This is a genomic window from Geodermatophilaceae bacterium NBWT11, assembly GCA_014218215.1.
GTDB lineage: Bacteria > Actinomycetota > Actinomycetes > Mycobacteriales > Geodermatophilaceae > Klenkia.
In genome coordinates, this window is the sequence record CP043652.1 from 3307898 (window position 1) to 3324724 (window position 16827).

Below are 16827 nucleotides of genomic sequence, written 5' to 3' on the forward strand. Positions count from 1 at the left end.
TTACTTGTTCGACGGTAGGTGCGGCGTGAGAGCGTCGACGTGCAACGGGGAGATGTGAGACCGAGTGCAGATGGAGGCCCGAAACCGGCTCGTCCGCATCGAGCGCGGTGAGACGACAGGGCCGGCTCAGGTGGTCCGCGTGTTGGGGGGACTACCTAGGTCCGGTTGACTCCTTGGCTGTGAGGCTATGGCCCCTCTCCGGACGTCGCTCCGCCGGCCCGCCAGGGGCACGTCGTCGCGCTAGCTCGGCCAGTGCTCACGGCGACGAACCGCGATGGGGCCGGTCCTGCCGACTACTAATCAGCCAAGCTAACGGGAGGCCTTCTTGGTGGCAGTTCTGGTTGCAGTTGGCTCATGTCGATCTTGGTTCGCGCTTGTTCGTTGGCGTCCGGCGAAGCGGCGAACCCGCTGCTCACCAGGCGTTTCGGATCCCGACGGACGTCGGTGAACGCCGTCAGGTCGGCCTGGCAGTGTGGGGGTCAGGGGTTCGAGTCCCCTCAGCTCCACCCATCACGACAGGCCGCTCTCCCACCGGGAGAGCGGCCTTCGTCGTTCCTCAGCGGTTCTGTCGGCGGGCGACCACGACGAGACCGACGAGGACCAGCGCCAGCGGCGCCCAGCCGGGCAGGCCGAACGGGCCCAGGATCAGCTCGGCCACGAAGATCAGCAGCCGGAAGGCGACCCAGAAGCCCACCAGCAGGACGATCCAGAACACGACGGGTCGTTCGGTCTGCAGTCGGCGCAACATCTCCATGTGGCCAGCATCCCAGCCCGCGCGGCGGAACAGGGCGACGCCGAGGGGTGCTGCCCCTGTCGATGAGCATCGAGCAGAACGCACCCACCCCGCCCTTCCTCGGCGCGCACGCCCTCGTGGTCGGCGCCAGCGGCATCACCGGCAGCGCGCTGGTCGAGAAGCTGACCGCCGGCGGCTGGGAGGTCTCCGGACTCTCCCGCAACCCCATCGAGGGCTCCACCGCCCGGCACGTCAGGGCTGACCTGCGCTCCGCCGAGTCCCTGGCCGCCGCGCTGGGCGAGCTGCGGCCCACCCACGTGTTCTTCTGCGCCTGGTCCAAGCAGGACACCGAGGCAGAGAACATCGTCGTCAACAAGGCCATGGTCGCCGACCTGCTGGCTGCGCTGGCCCCGGGCCGCAGCGTCCGGCACGTCGCGCTGGTCACCGGGCTCAAGCACTACCTCGGGCCCTTCGAGGCCTACGCGCAGGGCGAGATGCCCGACACCCCGTTCCACGAGGACGCCGAGCGTCTCCCGGTGGAGAACTTCTACTACGCCCAGGAGGACGCGCTCTTCGCCGCGGCCGCCGAGCAGGGCTTCACCTGGAGCGTGCACCGCTCGCACACCGTCATCGGGCACGCCGTCGGTAACGCCATGAACATGGGCTCGACGCTGGCCGCCTACGCCGCGATCTGCCGCGCCGACGGGCGTCCGTTCGTGTTCCCCGGCTCGGAGACGCAGTGGAACTCCCTGGTCGACATGACCGACGCCGGCCTGCTCGCCGACCACATGATCTGGGCCTCCACCACCGAGGCCGCGGCCGACGAGGCCTTCAACGTGGTCAACGGCGACGTCTTCCGCTGGCGCTGGATGTGGCCCAAGCTCGCCACCGCCCTGGACGTCGAGCCGGTCGGCTTCTCCGAGGCGCCGCGGCCCCTCGAGGAGCAGATGGCCGACGCCGAGCCGGTGTGGGCCCGCGTGGTCGCCGAGCACGGGCTGGTCGAGCCCGACCTGTCCCGGGTGGCCTCCTGGTGGCACACCGACTCCGACCTCGGTCGCGACATCGAGGTGCTCGCCGACATGAGCAAGTCCCGGCTGCTGGGCTTCACCGGGTACGTGCGCACCGAGGACTCCTTCTACCGCCTCTTCGACCGCTACCGGGCGGACGGCGTCCTGCCCTGACCTGGCGCGTGACGGCCCCATGACCGTACGAACAGGCGTCTGACCTGGGCATACGGGTTGTCGGGCACCGCCTCGCGCGGTAAACTTCGAACACACGTTCGAAGAGCGAGGAGGTCGTCTTGAGCGAACTGCAATCGGCTCTCGACGGCCTCCTCGGCGAGGACCTGCACGACCTGACGAGCGGCCAGACCCTGGACCGGACGGCGCTGCTCGTCGCCGCACGCAACCGGTTGGACGCGGAGGTCACCCGCACCGTTCGGCACGCCGAGCTCACCCAGGCTGCCGAGCACGACGGGCTCCGGTCCATGAGGTCCTGGCTCATCGGGCACGTCCGGTTGTCCGCCGGCGAGGCGCAGCGGATCGTGCGGTCGGGCCGCGCCCTCGAGCACCTCCCGGCCCTGGCTGCGGGGTTCGCGGCCGGCGCGGTGACCGCGGCCCAGTTCGACGTCGTCGCCTCCGCGGTCGGGGAGTCCGAGCGCGCCCGGGCCGACGAGCAGGGCATCGACCTCGCGCCGTTCGACGAGGCGTGGACCGCTGTCGCCGTCGAAGAGACGCACCAGACGCTCACCGTTGCCGTCCGGGCGTTCGCGGACGCCCTCGACCCCGACGGCGCCGAGCCCGACCCCACCGAGGAGCGTCGGCTGTCGATCGCCCAGCACGCCGACGGTACCGTCACCGGCCGGTTCGACCTCGACGCCGTCGGCGGGGAGAAGGTGCGCGCCGCGATCGAGTCGATCGTCCAGGCCAACCGCCCGAAGGGCGACCTGCGCACCCGCACCCAGCAGAACGCCGACGCGCTGGTGCAGCTGTGCGACAACCAGCTCGCGGCGGGCGACCTGCCACTGCTGCGGACGGTGAAGCCGCACGTCGTCGTCACCATCGGCATCGGCGACCTCGTCGACCCGGCCACCGGCGCCGGGACGTCGACCACCGGCTTCGGCGCCGTCATCTCGGCGGCACGGGCTCGGTGGCTGGCCTGCGATGCCACGGTCTCCCGGGTGGTGATGGGGCCTGACGGCGCCCCGCTCGACCTCGGCCGCGAGCACCGGGTGGTCAATGCGGCGCTGCGACGGGCGGTCGTGCAACGGGACAAGGGCTGCGTCTTCGCCGGGTGCACCGCTCCGCACCACTGGGCCGACGTCCACCACCTCGTGCACTGGATCAACGGCGGCGCGACCTCGCTGGAGAACTCGGCCCTGCTCTGCGAACTGCACCACACGCAGGTGCACCACGGCTTCGAGGTCGGGCGAGAACCCGGTGGACGATGGCGCACCTGGCGCCCCGACGGCACCGAGATCGTCCACGAACCCCTGCTGGTCTGAGCCCAGGCGCGGCTACGCTCCCCACCTGCACGTCCCTCGACGATGGCCCCGGCGCGCCGCGAAGCGCCGTCCCGATGAACCCGGAGAGCACCCCCGCGCGCCGGTGACCGGCCCGCGGCTCACCCCACCCCGCGAGCTCCGCCGTCAGCGCCGGCCCGGATCGCATCCCTGCTGGGACCACCTGGTGGTCGCCCCGCTGTGGCCCCTGCACGGCGTCAACCTCGGCACGCTGCTGCGCACCACCGACGCGGTCGGTGCCTGCCTGGCCGTCCCGAAGCTGCCGTGGGTGCCGGAGGCGCTGGCCCGAGGCAACACGCTGCGCCGACCGACCTGCGTGCACTGAACCGGCGACCAGCTCACCTGGCTGGTCCGGCAACGTGCAGCGGACTCGCACGTCGTCGGCGTCGAGCTCACCGACGAGTCGGTGCGGCTCGGCGACCTGCCCGCCGCCCGGCGGCGGACCGTCGTCGTGCTCGGCCATGAGCAGACCGGCATCCCGGCCGACGCGCTGGCCCTGGTCGACCTCGCAGTGGAGATCCCGATGGTCGGCATCGGCTCCAGCCTGAACGTCGCCGTCGCCGGGTCCCTGGTGCTCTACCGGCTGGCCGGCCTCGTGTGACCGGTCAGCCGGCAGAGGTCTCCTCCAGCTCGGCCAGCACGGCGGCGGTGAGGGCCTCGACGTCGTCTGCGGACGGGGCGATCTCCGAGCCCACCGCCAGACCCAGTACGGCGGTCGCGGCGTCGTACCTCGCCACCGTGCTGGCCGGCAGCTGCCCATCGCACATCAGGCCGTCGGTGACCAGCTCCAGTTCGTTGAGCGGGGTGCCCTTCTTCCCGGCCAGTCCTCGGGTGCGGTGCACGAACCGGCGGTCCAGGGCCAGCAGCACCGCCGAGGCGAAGCGGGGCTCCAGGGCGTCGCGCTCCGGGCCGGCAGGCACGGCGCGGAAGGTCGCCAGCTGACCGGCGACGTCGGTGCGGGCCGCGTCGATCTCGGCGGCGGTGAAGGAGTTGCGACCGAGCACGGGGATCTCCACGACGGGACGACGACGCGCGGAACCTACCGCCGTCCGACGGTGGCCGGACCCCCGCAGCGCCCTGACAGCTGTCTCCCAGGCCTCGGACCGATCCTGGCGGTGGACAGCGGAGCAGGGGGGCGGATGAGGTCGAGGTCGTTCGTGGTGCTGGCCCTGGCGGCCGCAGTCAGCCTGCTCGCAGGGTGCACCGGAGGTGACGAGAGCACGGCAGCTCCGGCCGCGACCACCACGGCGGCCGCCGCGTCCACCGGTGCCGCCGCCCCGGTGACCAGCACCAGCACGGCGGCCTCGGCACCGGTGACGTCCGGCACGGGCTGCGCGCCCGTCGGGAACGGGGTTCCCGCCGACGCCGCCAGCGCACCCACCCTGGATGTCGACGGTGACGGGCGCGCCGACACCGCCTGGCTGGAGGGGAACACCTCCACCGCCGTCGTGGTCGTCGGCGTCACCACGGCGAGCGGGGCGACGTTCTCGGCCGACTACAGCTCGGCGAGCCCCGTCAGCCGGCAGATGCTCATCGCCGACGTCGACGGGGCCGGCACCATCGCCGCCATCGTGTCCGACGGCCGGACGGCCAGCCTGTTCTCCGTCTCCGTGTGTGCGATGGTCCCGGCGCTGAACGTGCAGGGCTCGCAGTACACCTTCGACCTCACCGGGACCGGCGGCACCGGTGTCGGGTGCTCCCGGGTGGCCGGCGAGCCGAGCACCGAGCTGGTCGGACTGCAGCTGGACCAGGACGCGGACGGTCAGCCCGTCAGCATCACCCGCACCGCCGTCCTCCTCGACGGGACGACGGCCACCAACGGCGCCAGCGACACGATCGACGTCGCCGGGGACCCCACCGGTCCGGCGGTCGCCTCCGCCACCCGGATCAGCTGCGGGGACCTCGTCTCGACCGTGCACGCCTCCAGCTGAGATCAGGCGCGGTGCTCAGCCCTGGGGGGAGTGGACCGTGTCGGCCTCGATGGTGAGGATCAGCCGCTGCTGGTCGCGTCCGCCGTACCAGGGGTAGGGCCCGCCCAGGTACTTCTGCGCCAGTGCCTCGATGTGCTCGACCGCGCCGTCGGCGGTGATGTCGACGACCCGACCGCGGACCCCGTAGTAGCGGGCCGGGGCCTGTGGGTCGGCGATGTTCAGCGCCACCCGCGGGTCGCGCTCCATGTTCTTCACCTTCTGGAACCCGGCGACGGTGTTGATGACGATCCGGCCCGCGTCGTCGGTGGTCACCCACGTCTCGGTCATCTGCGGCCCGCCGTCGGGCATCAGCGTCGCGATGAAGCAGGGCGCGGGGGAGCGGAGCAGCTCGAGCAGTCCGGCAGGCAGGTCCATGAGTCGACGCTACGCACCTACCGTGGGGTGGTGCGCCTGGTCTCGCTCCTCCCGTCCGCCACCGAGATCGTCGACGCGCTCGGGTTGTCCGGTGACCTGGTCGGGGTCAGCTTCGAGTGCGACCAGCCGCCGGGGATCCGAGAGCGCGCGGGCGTCGTCGTGGGCGGGCTGGACACCGTCGGGCTGTCCCCGGGGGAGATCGACGCCGCCGTCCGGGCCCGCGTGGCTGCCGGGGAGGACCTCTACACGCTGCACGCCGGTGCGCTGGCCGAGCTCGCCCCCGACCTCGTCATCACCCAGGACCTCTGCCAGGTCTGCGCGCTGCCCGCCGGTGCGGTCACCGACGCCCTCGCCCACCTGGGGACGACGGCCGACGTGCTCACCCTCGACCCGCACACCCTGGACGACGTGCTGGCCACGATCACCGCGGTCGGTGCCCGGGCGGGCGTCCCGGACCGTGCCGCCGAGGTCGCCGACGCACTCCGGGCCCGGTTGGCCGCCGTGGCCCGTGCCGTCGCAGGACGCCCGCGACCCCGCGTCGCCGTGGTCGAGTGGGTGGACCCGCCGTTCACCGCCGGGCACTGGGTGCCCGACCTGGTCACCGCCGCAGGCGGGGAGCCCGTGGGCGCGGTCGCCGGCACCCGCAGCGTGCCGACCACCTGGGACGCGATGGAGGCCGGGGACCCCGAGGTCGTGCTGGTGGCGCCGTGCGGGTTCGGGCTCGAGGCTGCAGTCGAGCAGGCCCGGGAGGTCGCCGCGCACCTGCCCGGACGCACCGTGTGGGCGATCGACGCCGACGGGCTCGTCGTCCGGCCCGGACCGCGACTGGTGGACGGGGTCGAGGCGATCGCCTCGGTGCTGCACCCCGGCGCCGTGCCGGCGTCGGCCGCGGTGGCCCTGGTCGCCGGCTCACCCGCGCAGCGGTGACCGTCCCGACCCCAGGTCGGCCCGGTCGGCGGCCTGCCGGCCGGCGTGCCAGCCGGCCGGGTCGACGGTGCGCCCACGCCTGACCCGCAACCGCGGGAACAGCTCCTCGACCCGTTCGGCGACCGCCTCCTCTCGCCGGGCCAGCACCGGCACCAGCGCCGACCCGTACTCCCCGGCCGCCTCCCGGGTGGCCCGCTCCCGGGCCTCGGTCAGCCGCTCGCCCACCCGGGTCGCGTAGGAGTAGAGGAAGCCGCGTCGGAACACCGCCGCCCGGGTGTGGGCACTCCCGCCCCGGGTCGCGTCGGCCAGTGCGCGGGTGGCCTGCAGCAGCAGCGAGGTGAAGAGCAGGTCGACCAGCTCGAGGTCGACCGGCTGCCCCACGACCGTGGCGATGCCCAGGTCGGGCAGCAGCACCACCCGGGCGCCGTTGGCCGTGGCGACCGCCTGCAGGAGGTGTGCCTTCGGCTTGGCGTACGGGTCGTCCAGGTGCAGGCGGCGGGCGACCACCCCCGCCTCGGCACCGGCCGGCCGACGGTCGGCCAGGACCGCGGCGTCGATGGCGTGCCGGCTCATCAGCTGCTGGGCCTTCGCGGTGAGCGCGTCGGCCTCCTCGGGGAACTCGGTGCGCTCGGCCTTCGCCAGCAGCCCGCGCACCCGGCCCAGGACCTTCTCGTCCACCGGCCCGGCCGGCACGGCCGCGCCCTCGACACGGCGCTGCGGCCAGCCGGCCGGGGTGGGCAGGAGCTGCTCCAGCGCCGGGAGCTGCAGCAGCAGCGCGAGCAACCGGACGACGTCCCGCCAGGCGGTGGCCGGCTCGACCCCGGTGGAGCGCCACCAGCCGGGCAGACCCGTCGTCGTCCCCAGTGCGTCGAGCTGGTCGACCCACTCGCGGGGCGCCCGCCGGGCCGCACCGCTGGACGAGGCCTCCGCGGTGACCACGGCAGCGGCGAGCTTGCCGGCCCGCTGGCTGAGCCGGCGCCGCGCGACGTGGGCGACGTCGGAGGGCTGCCACCCCCGGCCGTAGAGCGTCGTGACCGCATCGGCCAGGGAGCCGGGCACCTCGGGCAGGTCCAGGTCGGGGGAGAGCCCGGCGAGAGCCGTGGTCAGCGCGTCGAGCACCTCGACCGGGACGTCCTGCTGTCGTGCGGCCCCGACGGCGTGGGCGAACACGACCGACGGGTCGTCCTCGGGAGGACGGCGGGAGGTCCGCCACGGGGTGCGCATGCCGGTCAGCCTGCCCGTCGGGTCCGACACCGGACACCCCGCGGGGCGGGTCTGTGGACGACGGCCCGGGCTGTGGACACCCGGGCCGTCGTCGGGACCGACTACTTCACCGGCGCCTGGTTGAACCCGGTCAGCAGCATGTGGCCGGCGTCCACCGGGATGGTCACGCCGGTGACGGCCGCCGCCAGCTCGGAGTTCAGGTACAGCGCGGTGTTCGCGATGACCTCCGGCGACAGGAACGTCATGCCCTTGAGCGCGTGGAAGTGGTACCCGCCCTCCAGCATGTCCGCCTCGGTGCCGCCCTCGTGCCCGGCGAACATGTCCCACGCACCCTGGTGGTCGGTCATCGGCGTCTTGATCGCCCCCGGGTTGATGGAGTTGCAGCGGATCCCGTGCGGGGCCAGCTCCAGCGCGATGTTCTTCATCAGCCCGATCACGCCGTGCTTGCTGGACACGTAGTGCGCGTAGTCCGGTCCCGGCTCCAACCCGTTCACCGACGACGTGATCACGATCGAGCCGCTGCCGCGTTCGATCATGTGCGGGGCGATCGCCTTGGCCGACTTCCAGACGCCGGTCAGGTTGGTGCCGATCATGTCCTCCCACGCCTCGTCGGTGATCTCCCAGAACGGGGCCTGGGTCCAGATGCCGGCGTTGGCGATGAGGATGTCGATCTTCCCGAACTCGGCGATGCCGCGGCTCACGGCGTCGTCCATCTGCTGTTGCGAACGCACGTCGGCGGTGACCGCGATCGCGCGCCGGTCCAGCGCCTCGACCTGGCGGACGGTCTCCGCGAGGTCGTCCTGGGTGGCCATCCGGTAGGGCACGCTGGCGATCTGGTCGGCCATGTCGACCAGGACGACGTCGGCGCCCTCCTTCGCCGAGACCAGTGCGTGCGCCCGGCCCTGGCCGCGTGCGCCGCCGGTGATCAGGGCGACCTTGCCGTCGAGCAGTCCCATGTTGTTCTCCTCCTGGTGGGTGGGGTGGGTCAGAGCTGGCCGCCGGCGTCCACCACGTGGGTGGTGCCGGTGACGTAGCGGCCGTCGTCGGAGACGAGGTAGAGGACGGCGTTGGAGATGTCGACGGCCTCGACGGCCGGGATCGGCAGCTTGTTCAGCGTCAGCGCCGCCTCCTCGAAGTCCGCCCGGGTCGGGTGCTCCAGGTCGGGGCGGAAGAGCTTGTAGGTGGGCTCGTTGAGGATCATGTCGGTGGCCACCGTCGTCGGGTGGATCGTGTTGACCCGGATGCTCTGCGGGGCCAGCTCCTTGGCCAGCACCTTCGCGAACATGACCAGGCCCGCCTTGGCCGCGGAGTAGTGCGCGGTGTTCGGGTTGGCGTAGATCGCGGCCAGCGAGCTGGTGATGACCACCGAGCCGCCGCGCCCGCCGGCGATGACGTGCGGGACCGCCGCCTTGACCGTCTTCCAGACGCCGGTCAGGTTGACGTCGATCATCGTCTGCCAGGTCTCCTCGTCCATGTCCAGCGTGGACGCGGGGGTGGAGATGCCGGCGTTGGCGAGCACGACGTCGAGCCGGCCCAGCTGGGCCACGCCGTCCGCGACGGCCTTCGTGAGGCCGTCGAGGTCGCGGACGTCGACCTGGCTGGCCACGATCCGGCGGTCCAGCGCCTCGACCTGGCGGACGGTCTCCGCGAGGTCCTCGGGGGTCGCGGTGGGGTAGGGCGTGGTCTCGATCTGCCGGCAGGCGTCGACGGCGATGACGTCGGCGCCCTCCTGGGCCAGTCGCAGCGCGTGGCTGCGGCCCTGCCCGCGGGCGGCTCCGGTGACGAAGACGACCTTCCCGTCCATGCGACCCATGTCGGTTCCTCTCCTCGGTGTGTGATCTGGGTCGCAGGTTATGGCACTGGGTGTCACAACGGAAGGGGATCGTTCCCACCGACCGGTGCGGCACCATCGGAGCGTGACCACGGGGGAACGCGGCGGACGGCCGGCGGCCACGTCGGCGCACGAGCTGGCCGGGGTCGCGCAGGACCTCTTCCTCTCCCGCGGGTACGAACGGACCAGCATCGACGACGTCGCTGCGGCCGCGGGCATCGGCCGACGGACCTTCTTCCGGTACTTCGCCACGAAGGCCGACGTGCTCTTCCTGGAGTCCCCGGCCGACGTCGCCCGGCTGCGTGCGGCCCTGGATGCCGCGCCGGCCGACGAGCCGGTCGCTGCCGCGGTGCGCCGCGGGGTGGTCGCCGCCCTCGCCGTGGCGCCGGGGGACGAGGTCTGGGCCCGCCAGCGGGCGCAGCTCATCCTCGAGGTCCCGGCGTTGCGGGCGTACGCGCACACCACCTTCGACGCCTGGCGGGCTGCTGCGGCGGACTTCACCGCCCGGCGGCTCGGACTGCCCGCGGACGACGTGGTGCCGGTGGCCGTCGGCCACGCCGCGCTGGCCGCGTCACTGGCCGCGCACGAGCACTGGATCGCCCACCCCGACAGCGACCTCGGCGAGGTGCTGACCCGGGCTGCGGAACTGCTGGTCCCCGACCTCTGAGCGGTTCTGTCGGATCTCCCCGCTACGGTCGCCGCCCACCGACCCGGGAGGCTGCATGGACGTCGACACCCCGACCCTGCGTCGGATGCGGCTGGCCGGCCAGGGCCTCACCCGGCCGCTGGGTGGTGTCGCCGACGTGGTGCGGGGCCTGTTCGCGCTGCAGTCCCAGGACCTCCGGCAGGCCGAGTGGGCGGTGGGCGCCCGGCTGGCGGGTGGGACGGTGCAGGACGTGTGGGCGGCGTTCGCTGCCGGTGAGGTCGTCCGGTCGTGGCCGATGCGCGGCACGCTCTTCACCCTCGCTCCGGCCGACCTGCGCCTGCTGCTGTGGCTGACCGCGCATCGACAAGTCGCCGAGTCGACACCGCGACACCGGCAGCTCGGGCTCACCGACCACGACTGCGCCCGGGCCGCCGACGCCGCGCAGGTGGCACTGGCCGGGACCTCGGCAGCGGGTGGGCTGGGTCGGGCCGACCTGGTGGCCACGTTCGTCGACGCCGGGATCGACACCGCCGGTCAGCGCGGCGTGCACCTGATCGGCCGACTGGCCCACGACGGCCTCCTCGTGCTCGGGCCCCCGCTCGGGGAGCTGCCCGGTGGGCCCGCACAGGGCTTCGTGCTCCTCGACGAGTGGGCCCCGGGGGAGCCGCCGACCGACCGGTCGGCCGCGGTAGCCGAGGTGGTCCGCCGCCACCTGGCCGGGCACGGGCCGGCGACGGAGCGGGACCTCGCCTGGTGGACCAAGCTCACGCTCACCGAGGTCCGGGCCGGGTTCGCCGCCGTGCGTGACGAGCTGACCGAGGTGACCTGCGGGGGCGCCTCGTACTGGACGCTGGGCGAGCCTCCGGACCCCGTGCCCGACGGCGTCCGCGCCCTGTCCGGCTTCGACGAGTGGGTGCTCGGCTACACCGACCGGTCGCCGGTGCTGGCCCCGCGGTTCTTCGAGCGGGTGGTGCCGGGGATGAACGGCGTCTTCTTCCCGACCCTGGTCGAGGACGGCGAGGTGGTCGGTACCTGGAAGCGGGTCGTCACCCGGGGGCAGGCGGGGGTCACGGTCGACCCCTTCCCCGGCGTCCGGGCCCGCGTGCGCCACCGGGAGGCCGCCGCGGCGGTGCTGCCCTTCCGCGGGGAGGGGTGATCAGGCGTGCGGGCGGATCCTGCCGGCGGCCTCGCGGGCCGTCGCCCGGGCGGTGTCGACGTCCTCGCCGCGGGCCAGCGCGACCCCCATCCGCCGCCGGGTGAAGCTCTCCGGCTTGCCGAACAGCCGGACGTCGACGCCCGGCACGGCCAGGGCCTCGTCCACGCCGTCGAACACGATGCCGGTGGCCTCGACCCCGCCGTAGACGACGGCCGATGCCCCGGTGGTGCGCAGCGTGGTGTCCACCGGCAGGCCGAGCAGGGCGCGGGCGTGCAGCTCGAACTCGTTCTGCCACTGGGTGGTCATCGTGACCATCCCGGTGTCGTGCGGACGCGGGCTGACCTCGGAGAACCACACCTCGTCCCCGCGGACGAACAGCTCGACCCCGAACAGGCCCAGGCCACCGAGGTCGTCGGTCACCGCGGCGGCGATCTCCCGGGCCCGGGTCAGCGCGACCTCCGACATCGGCTGGGGCTGCCAGCTCTCCACGTAGTCCCCGGACTCCTGGCGGTGTCCGATCGGGGCACAGAAGTCGGTGACCGGCTCACCGTCGCGCAGCGAGCGGACGGTCAGCAGGGTGATCTCGTAGTCGAAGTCGACGAACCCCTCGACGATCACCCGGGTGCCGGCGACCCGGCTCCCGGCCATCGCGTGGTCCCAGGCGCGCTCGACGTCTGCCTCGGTGCGCAGCGTGCTCTGCCCCTTGCCCGAGGAGCTCATCACCGGCTTGACCACGCACGGGAACCCCACGGCGTCGGCGCCGGCGCGCAGCTCGTCCAGGGAGTCGCAGAACCGGTAGGGGCTGGTCGGCAGGCCCAGGGTCTCCGCGGCCAGCCGCCGGATGCCCTCCCGGTCCATGGTCAGCCGGGCCGCGCGGGCGGTGGGCACCACCCGCACGCCCTCGGCCTCCAGCTCCACCAGCGTCGGGGTGGCGATGGCCTCGATCTCCGGGACCACGACGTCGGGCCGCTCGGCCTCGATCAGCGCCCGCAGCTGGGCGGGGTCGCTCATCGTGATCGTCCGCTCGTGGTGGGCGACCTGGTGGCCCGGCGCGTGCTCGTACCGGTCGACCGCGATGGTCTCCACGCCCAGCCGCTGCAGCGCGATGAGCACCTCCTTGGCCAGCTCACCGCTGCCCAGGAGCATCACGCGGGTGGCCGAGGGAGACAGCGGGGTGCCCAGGGAGACCATGGGGGCGAGGTTAGTGGCGGGCCGGGCTCACCCGATCTCGGCCCGGAGCACGGTGCCGTCCGGGCTCGACCACACCCTCGCCCCGGCCGAGCCGTAGCTGTCGCTCACGGTGAGGAGCACCTCGCCGACCCCGGACCGCAGCCGGTCGGGCCGCTCCAGCGCCCGGGGCAGCACGTCGGGGGCCGGGTCGCGGGCCCGGAAGCGGCCCGAGGTGTCGATGCAGCGGCGACGACCCAGCCGATCGCCACCCCCAGCAGCAGACCCTGCGCGAGGCGCACGCGGTCTCCCGGGATCGGTGGGCTATGGCCGCGCAGCCTGGGGGGAAGGTCACCCGGGCCAGGGGCGGGTGGAGTGGCTACCGGCGGGTAACAAGCGGACGATCGAAGAAGACGCCGTCGTCACCGAGGAGTGCTGCACCATGACCGCTGACCTGTTGACCGGGGACTTCTTCGGCTACGAGACCCTGCTGTCCGACCAGGAGCGCAAGGAGCTGCTGACCCTGCGGCAGTTCCTCGCCGAGAAGGTGACGCCCCGGGTGAACGAGGCCTGGGCCGCGGCGGAGTTCCCGATGGACCTCATCCCGGAGTTCGCCGCCATCGATGCCGTCGGCCGCGCCTACGAGTGGGACGGGCGGGTGCCGGCGTCGAAGATGTACGGCGGCTTCCAGGCCCTCGAGCTGGCCCGCGTCGACCCCTCGATCGCGACCTTCCTCGGGGTGCACAACGGCCTGGCCATGGGCTCGATCATGATCCTGGGCTCGGAGGAGCAGCGGCAGCGCTGGATCCCCGAGATGATGGCGATGACCAAGATCGGCGCGTTCGCGCTGACCGAGCCCGAGGGCGGTTCCGACGTCGCCCGCGGGCTGCGCACCACCGCCCGCCGCGACGGCGACGAGTGGGTGCTCAACGGCGCCAAGCGCTGGATCGGCAACGGCACCTTCGCCGACCACGTCATCGTCTTCGCCCGCGACGAGGCCGACGACGCGGTGAAGACCTTCGTCGTCGACAAGGGCACCCCGGGGTTCACCGCCTCGAAGATCGAGGACAAGTTCGCGCTGCGCACCGTGCAGAACGCCGACCTCGTGTTCACCGACTGCCGCATCCCCGCCGACCACAAGCTCGAGGGCGGCAACACCTTCAAGGACGTCAACAAGGTCCTCAAGGTCACCCGTGGCGGGGTCGCCTGGTCCGGGGTGGGCTGCCAGATGGGGGCCTACGAGTACGCGGTGGCCTACGCCAAGGAGCGCGTCCAGTTCGGCAAGCCGATCGGCAGCTTCCAGCTCATCCAGGACCTGTTGGCCAAGATGCTGGGCAACGTGACCGCCTCGCTCGGCATGGTCGTCCGGATCGCCCAGCTGCAGGAGACCGACGACCTGCGCGACGACCAGGCCGCACTGGCCAAGAGCTACGTGACCGCCCGCGGCCGGGAGACCGTGGCCATGGCCCGCGAGCTCTTCGGGGGCAACGGGATCGTGCTGGAGAACAACGTCATCCGGTACTTCAACGACGCCGAGGCGCTCTACTCCTACGAGGGCACCCGCGAGATGAACACCCTCATCGTCGGCCGCTCGATCACCGGTCTCAGCGCCTTCGTCTGAGCACTCAGAGGGACGCGCCGCCGCAGACGACGAGCTGCTGGCCGGTGACCATCCCGCCCTCGGGGCCCAGCAGGAACGCGGTCAGCCCGGCCACCTCGGCCGGGCGGACGAAGCGGCCCAGCGGAGGTGCCTTCGGCGGGGTGGCCGCCCGGCCGGGGTCCAGCAGCATCGGGGTCTCGGTCGGGCCCGGGGCCACCACGTTGACCGTGATCCGCCGGGGCGCCAGCTCGATCGCCCAGGACCGGGCCAGCCCGACCAGCGCGGCCTTGGTCGCGGCGTACTGGCTCTTGCCGGCCACCCCGACCGCGGTGCGGCTGCCCATCAGCACCACCCGCCCACCGTCGACCACCCGGTCCACCACGCTGTCCACGACGGCGGTCGCCGCGTCCACGTGCAGCCGCCACATCAGCGCGCCGTCGGCCAGGGACAGCGTGCCCAGCGGGGCAGACCGCTGGACGCCGGCTGAGTGCACCACGGCGTCCAGCGGTCCGATCTCGGCGAGCAGACCCGGCACGGCCTCGACCTCGGCAAGGTCGGCGCGCAGCCAGGTCAGCCCGGGGCGGGGCTCGGGGGCGGTGCGGCTGACCCCGGTGACCGACCAGCCGTCGGCGAGCAGCCGGTCGACGACGGCGGCGCCGATGCCGGAGCTGACGCCGGTGACGAGGGCGTGCATCAGCCCGCGGTCACCCAGTCCGGGGTGACGACGACGTGCTCGATCGCCGTTCGGTGGTAGGTGAACGCCAGGTGCAGCGCCCCGTCGGGGGTCTGGTGCACCGAGGGGTAGGACAGCTCCCGGTTCACCCCGTCGCGGCTGTTGTTGGACAGGCAGTACCCGTCGCCGGTCCCCACGTCCCGGCGGTCCGGCCAGGTCACCCCGCCGTCGGCGGACAGCGCCAACGTCATCGGCGCCCGCGGGGTGCCCCAGAACGCGTGCCGCTCGCCGTCGTCCACGACCGGCTCGGCAGCGCTCTGCTCCGACGCCAGCCCGGAGTCGTCGATCTCGTCGTAGAGCGACAGCCGACGCGGGGTGTCCGGGCCGGCCTGGGTCGGGTTCAGCACCATCGCCAACCGGCCGTCGGCCAGGGCGGTCACCTGGATCGAGCTGTTGTTGTTGGGCAGCTCGGTGGGCACCGGCGCGGTCCAGGTGTCCCCGTCGTCGGCGGACGTGGAGCGGTACACCCAGTCGGCCCAGCGACTCCGGTAGAAGGCAGCCAGTCCGCCCTCGACCGGGACGACGTCCATGTGCACGCAGCCGGTCGACGCCGGGACGGCGACCTCGCGCCAGGTGGCCCCGGCGTCGTCGGAGACCATCACCGAGCTGGTGTCCACGTCGCCCACCCACTTCTGCCCGGGCACGGTGACGCAGGAGAACACCGGCAGCAGCCAGCGGCCCGAGGGCAGCACCACGACGGGTTGGCGGACGAAGACGCCGCCGGTCGACGTCGCCGGGAACAGCGTGCGGGTCTCACCCCAGGTCGCACCGGAGTCCGGCGACACCCGGCAGCGCACCTCGGCGGAGTCCTGGTCGCCGGCGTGCTGGGCGGTCCACAGCAGCCAGAGCGAGCCGTCCGGGGCGGGGAAGAGCACGGGGTTCTGCTCGGACCGGGCGCCGTCGTCGGACAGCTGCTCGGCCGGTGTCCAGGTGTCGTCGACCAGCCGGGAGAACCAGATCGAGATGTCCGGGACGCCCTCCTGGGTGCCGCCGAACCACACGCAGCCCAGCCTGCCGTCGGGCAGCGTCATCAGGTTGGCCGCGTGCACCTGCACGGTCGTGCTCGGCAGGAACGCGTCGCGGCGTCCGGGTCCGGCGTCCCGGAGGACGCCGTCGCGGACCAGCTGAGCAGTGGTCATCAGTACCCCGATCCGGCGTCGGCGGAGGAGGCGGCCTCGTTCGAGCGGGCCGCGGCGAGGTGCCCGGCGGCGGCCTGCTCGAGGTGGGTCAGGTCGGAGGAGACGGTGGCGAAGGTGTAGCCCTCGGCCAGTCGCCGGGCGGCCTGCGAGCCCGCGGCGGTGTGGATGCCGGCGGCGACGCCCGCGGCGGCGGCGGCCTCGCGCACGGTCACCAGGGCTGCCTCGAACACATCGGCGACGGCCGGGTCGTTCGGGAACGCGCCGCCCACGGCGAGGCACAGGTCCGACGGGCCGACGTAGACGCCGTCCAGGCCCGGGGTCGCGCAGATCTCGGCCACGTTCGCCAGGCCCTCGGGGGTCTCGATCATGGCGAACACCAGCGTGGTGTCGTTGCTGTCGGCCGGCGTCGGGCCGACCCGCAGCGCAGAGCGCATCGGGCCGTAGCTGCGTCGTCCGAGCGGGGGGTACTTGGCGGCGGCCACGGCGGCGGCGGCCTGGGCGGCGTCGTCCACCAGCGGCACGATCACCCCGGAGGCCCCGGCGTCCAGCGCCTTGCCGATGTAGGTCGGGTCGTTGGCCTCCACGCGCACCCAGGCGACCCCGCCGACGGCGTCGACGGCGGTGATCCCGCGCAGCATGCCCTCGTAGGAGAACAGGCCGTGCTGGGCGTCCAGGGCGACGTAGTCCCAGCCGGTGCGGGCGATCCGTTCGGTGGAGACGGGGGAGTCCAGGGTGATCCAGTAGCCCAGGACGCGCTCGCGGGCGCGGATCGCGGTGGTCAGGTCGGTGTGGCGGGTCAACTCGG

Annotated in this window: 17 protein-coding genes and 1 pseudogene; 8 read left to right on the forward strand and 10 right to left on the reverse strand. The window is 73.2% G+C overall.

All coding sequences use genetic code 11. The features are described 5' to 3' along the window. Positions 1-556: 556 nt before the first annotated feature. Positions 557-754, reverse strand: coding sequence for a hypothetical protein (locus F1C76_16000; protein ID QNG37884.1), 198 nt, complete (start codon positions 752-754; stop codon positions 557-559). A 62-nt stretch (positions 755-816) separates the two neighbouring features. On the opposite strand from F1C76_16000, the gene F1C76_16005 reads away from it, so the two are divergent. From F1C76_16005 to F1C76_16015, 3 genes and pseudogenes are all read left to right on the forward strand, one after another. Continuing rightward, on the forward strand, positions 817-1914 hold the full coding sequence (locus F1C76_16005; GenBank protein ID QNG37885.1) for an SDR family oxidoreductase: 1098 nt from the start codon (positions 817-819) through the stop codon (positions 1912-1914). 119 nt (positions 1915-2033) lie between these two features. Beyond that, positions 2034-3236: a DUF222 domain-containing protein gene (locus tag F1C76_16010; protein QNG37886.1), complete on the forward strand. Its 1203-nt coding sequence runs from the start codon at positions 2034-2036 to the stop codon at positions 3234-3236. Between the two features lie 184 nt (positions 3237-3420). Beyond that, a pseudogene (locus F1C76_16015) lies at positions 3421-3855 on the forward strand (RNA methyltransferase). A 4-nt stretch (positions 3856-3859) separates the two neighbouring features. Here the strand turns inward: F1C76_16015 and F1C76_16020 are convergent. Continuing rightward, on the reverse strand, positions 3860-4270 hold the full coding sequence (locus tag F1C76_16020; protein ID QNG37887.1) for a hypothetical protein: 411 nt from the start codon (positions 4268-4270) through the stop codon (positions 3860-3862). A 123-nt stretch (positions 4271-4393) separates the two neighbouring features. On the opposite strand from F1C76_16020, the gene F1C76_16025 reads away from it, so the two are divergent. Further along, positions 4394-5185 (forward strand): hypothetical protein, encoded by a 792-nt coding sequence (locus F1C76_16025; protein ID QNG37888.1) that lies wholly within the window; start codon positions 4394-4396, stop codon positions 5183-5185. A 15-nt stretch (positions 5186-5200) separates the two neighbouring features. Here F1C76_16025 and F1C76_16030 read toward each other — a convergent pair whose 3' ends face one another. Then, positions 5201-5599 (reverse strand): TIGR03618 family F420-dependent PPOX class oxidoreductase, encoded by a 399-nt coding sequence (locus F1C76_16030; protein QNG37889.1) that lies wholly within the window; start codon positions 5597-5599, stop codon positions 5201-5203. A 30-nt stretch (positions 5600-5629) separates the two neighbouring features. Between F1C76_16030 and F1C76_16035 the strand changes: the two genes are divergently transcribed. After that, positions 5630-6526 carry an ABC transporter substrate-binding protein gene (locus F1C76_16035; protein ID QNG37890.1) on the forward strand — a complete coding sequence of 299 codons (897 nt, stop codon included), beginning with the start codon at positions 5630-5632 and terminating at the stop codon, positions 6524-6526. On the opposite strand, the gene F1C76_16040 is transcribed toward F1C76_16035, so the two are convergent. From F1C76_16040 to F1C76_16050, 3 genes are all read right to left on the reverse strand, one after another. Next, positions 6509-7750, reverse strand: a complete 1242-nt coding sequence (locus F1C76_16040; GenBank protein QNG37891.1) for a DUF2786 domain-containing protein — start codon at positions 7748-7750, stop codon at positions 6509-6511. The genes F1C76_16035 and F1C76_16040 overlap by 18 nt on opposite strands. 101 nt (positions 7751-7851) lie before the next feature. Next, positions 7852-8706, reverse strand: a complete 855-nt coding sequence (locus tag F1C76_16045) for a mycofactocin-coupled SDR family oxidoreductase (protein ID QNG37892.1) — start codon at positions 8704-8706, stop codon at positions 7852-7854. Between the two features lie 29 nt (positions 8707-8735). Continuing rightward, positions 8736-9563, reverse strand: a complete 828-nt coding sequence (locus F1C76_16050; GenBank protein ID QNG37893.1) for a mycofactocin-coupled SDR family oxidoreductase — start codon at positions 9561-9563, stop codon at positions 8736-8738. 40 nt (positions 9564-9603) lie between these two features. Here F1C76_16050 and F1C76_16055 point away from each other — a divergent pair, with 40 nt between their 5' ends. After that, positions 9604-10248, forward strand: coding sequence for a TetR family transcriptional regulator (locus tag F1C76_16055; protein ID QNG37894.1), 645 nt, complete (start codon positions 9604-9606; stop codon positions 10246-10248). Positions 10249-10303: 55 nt separating this feature from the next. Continuing rightward, on the forward strand, positions 10304-11383 hold the full coding sequence (locus F1C76_16060) for a winged helix DNA-binding domain-containing protein (GenBank protein QNG37895.1): 1080 nt from the start codon (positions 10304-10306) through the stop codon (positions 11381-11383). On the opposite strand, the gene purT is transcribed toward F1C76_16060, so the two are convergent. Continuing rightward, the gene (purT, locus tag F1C76_16065; GenBank protein QNG37896.1) at positions 11384-12574 is read right to left on the reverse strand and encodes a formate-dependent phosphoribosylglycinamide formyltransferase; all 1191 of its coding nucleotides are present in this window, start codon (positions 12572-12574) and stop codon (positions 11384-11386) included. 418 nt (positions 12575-12992) lie between these two features. Here purT and F1C76_16070 point away from each other — a divergent pair, with 418 nt between their 5' ends. Continuing rightward, positions 12993-14171, forward strand: a complete 1179-nt coding sequence (locus F1C76_16070; GenBank protein QNG37897.1) for an acyl-CoA dehydrogenase — start codon at positions 12993-12995, stop codon at positions 14169-14171. A gap of 4 nt (positions 14172-14175) precedes the next feature. On the opposite strand, the gene F1C76_16075 is transcribed toward F1C76_16070, so the two are convergent. Genes F1C76_16075 through F1C76_16085 form a run of 3 tightly spaced genes read right to left on the reverse strand, consistent with a single transcriptional unit; the run spans position 14176 to position 16822 of the window. After that, positions 14176-14844 carry an SDR family oxidoreductase gene (locus tag F1C76_16075; protein ID QNG37898.1) on the reverse strand — a complete coding sequence of 223 codons (669 nt, stop codon included), beginning with the start codon at positions 14842-14844 and terminating at the stop codon, positions 14176-14178. Continuing rightward, positions 14844-16022: a glycosyl hydrolase gene (locus F1C76_16080; GenBank protein ID QNG37899.1), complete on the reverse strand. Its 1179-nt coding sequence runs from the start codon at positions 16020-16022 to the stop codon at positions 14844-14846. The genes F1C76_16075 and F1C76_16080 overlap by 1 nt, the downstream gene beginning before the upstream one ends. Then, the gene (locus F1C76_16085; protein ID QNG37900.1) at positions 16022-16822 is read right to left on the reverse strand and encodes an aldolase; all 801 of its coding nucleotides are present in this window, start codon (positions 16820-16822) and stop codon (positions 16022-16024) included. The genes F1C76_16080 and F1C76_16085 overlap by 1 nt, the downstream gene beginning before the upstream one ends. Between the last annotated feature and the right edge of the window lie 5 nt (positions 16823-16827).

Coding starts and splice junctions, on each gene's coding strand:
- F1C76_16000 (QNG37884.1), bottom strand. CDS start 754: ATGGAGATGTTGCGCCGACTGCAGACCGAACGACCCGTCGTGTTCTGG.
- F1C76_16005 (QNG37885.1), top strand. CDS start 817: ATGAGCATCGAGCAGAACGCACCCACCCCGCCCTTCCTCGGCGCGCAC.
- F1C76_16025 (QNG37888.1), top strand. CDS start 4,394: ATGAGGTCGAGGTCGTTCGTGGTGCTGGCCCTGGCGGCCGCAGTCAGC.
- F1C76_16030 (QNG37889.1), bottom strand. CDS start 5,599: ATGGACCTGCCTGCCGGACTGCTCGAGCTGCTCCGCTCCCCCGCGCCC.
- F1C76_16040 (QNG37891.1), bottom strand. CDS start 7,750: ATGCGCACCCCGTGGCGGACCTCCCGCCGTCCTCCCGAGGACGACCCG.
- F1C76_16045 (QNG37892.1), bottom strand. CDS start 8,706: ATGGGACTGCTCGACGGCAAGGTCGCCCTGATCACCGGCGGCGCACGC.
- F1C76_16050 (QNG37893.1), bottom strand. CDS start 9,563: ATGGGTCGCATGGACGGGAAGGTCGTCTTCGTCACCGGAGCCGCCCGC.
- F1C76_16055 (QNG37894.1), top strand. CDS start 9,604: ATGGCACTGGGTGTCACAACGGAAGGGGATCGTTCCCACCGACCGGTG.
- F1C76_16060 (QNG37895.1), top strand. CDS start 10,304: ATGGACGTCGACACCCCGACCCTGCGTCGGATGCGGCTGGCCGGCCAG.
- purT (QNG37896.1), bottom strand. CDS start 12,574: ATGGTCTCCCTGGGCACCCCGCTGTCTCCCTCGGCCACCCGCGTGATG.
- F1C76_16070 (QNG37897.1), top strand. CDS start 12,993: ATGACCGCTGACCTGTTGACCGGGGACTTCTTCGGCTACGAGACCCTG.
- F1C76_16075 (QNG37898.1), bottom strand. CDS start 14,844: ATGCACGCCCTCGTCACCGGCGTCAGCTCCGGCATCGGCGCCGCCGTC.
- F1C76_16080 (QNG37899.1), bottom strand. CDS start 16,022: ATGACCACTGCTCAGCTGGTCCGCGACGGCGTCCTCCGGGACGCCGGA.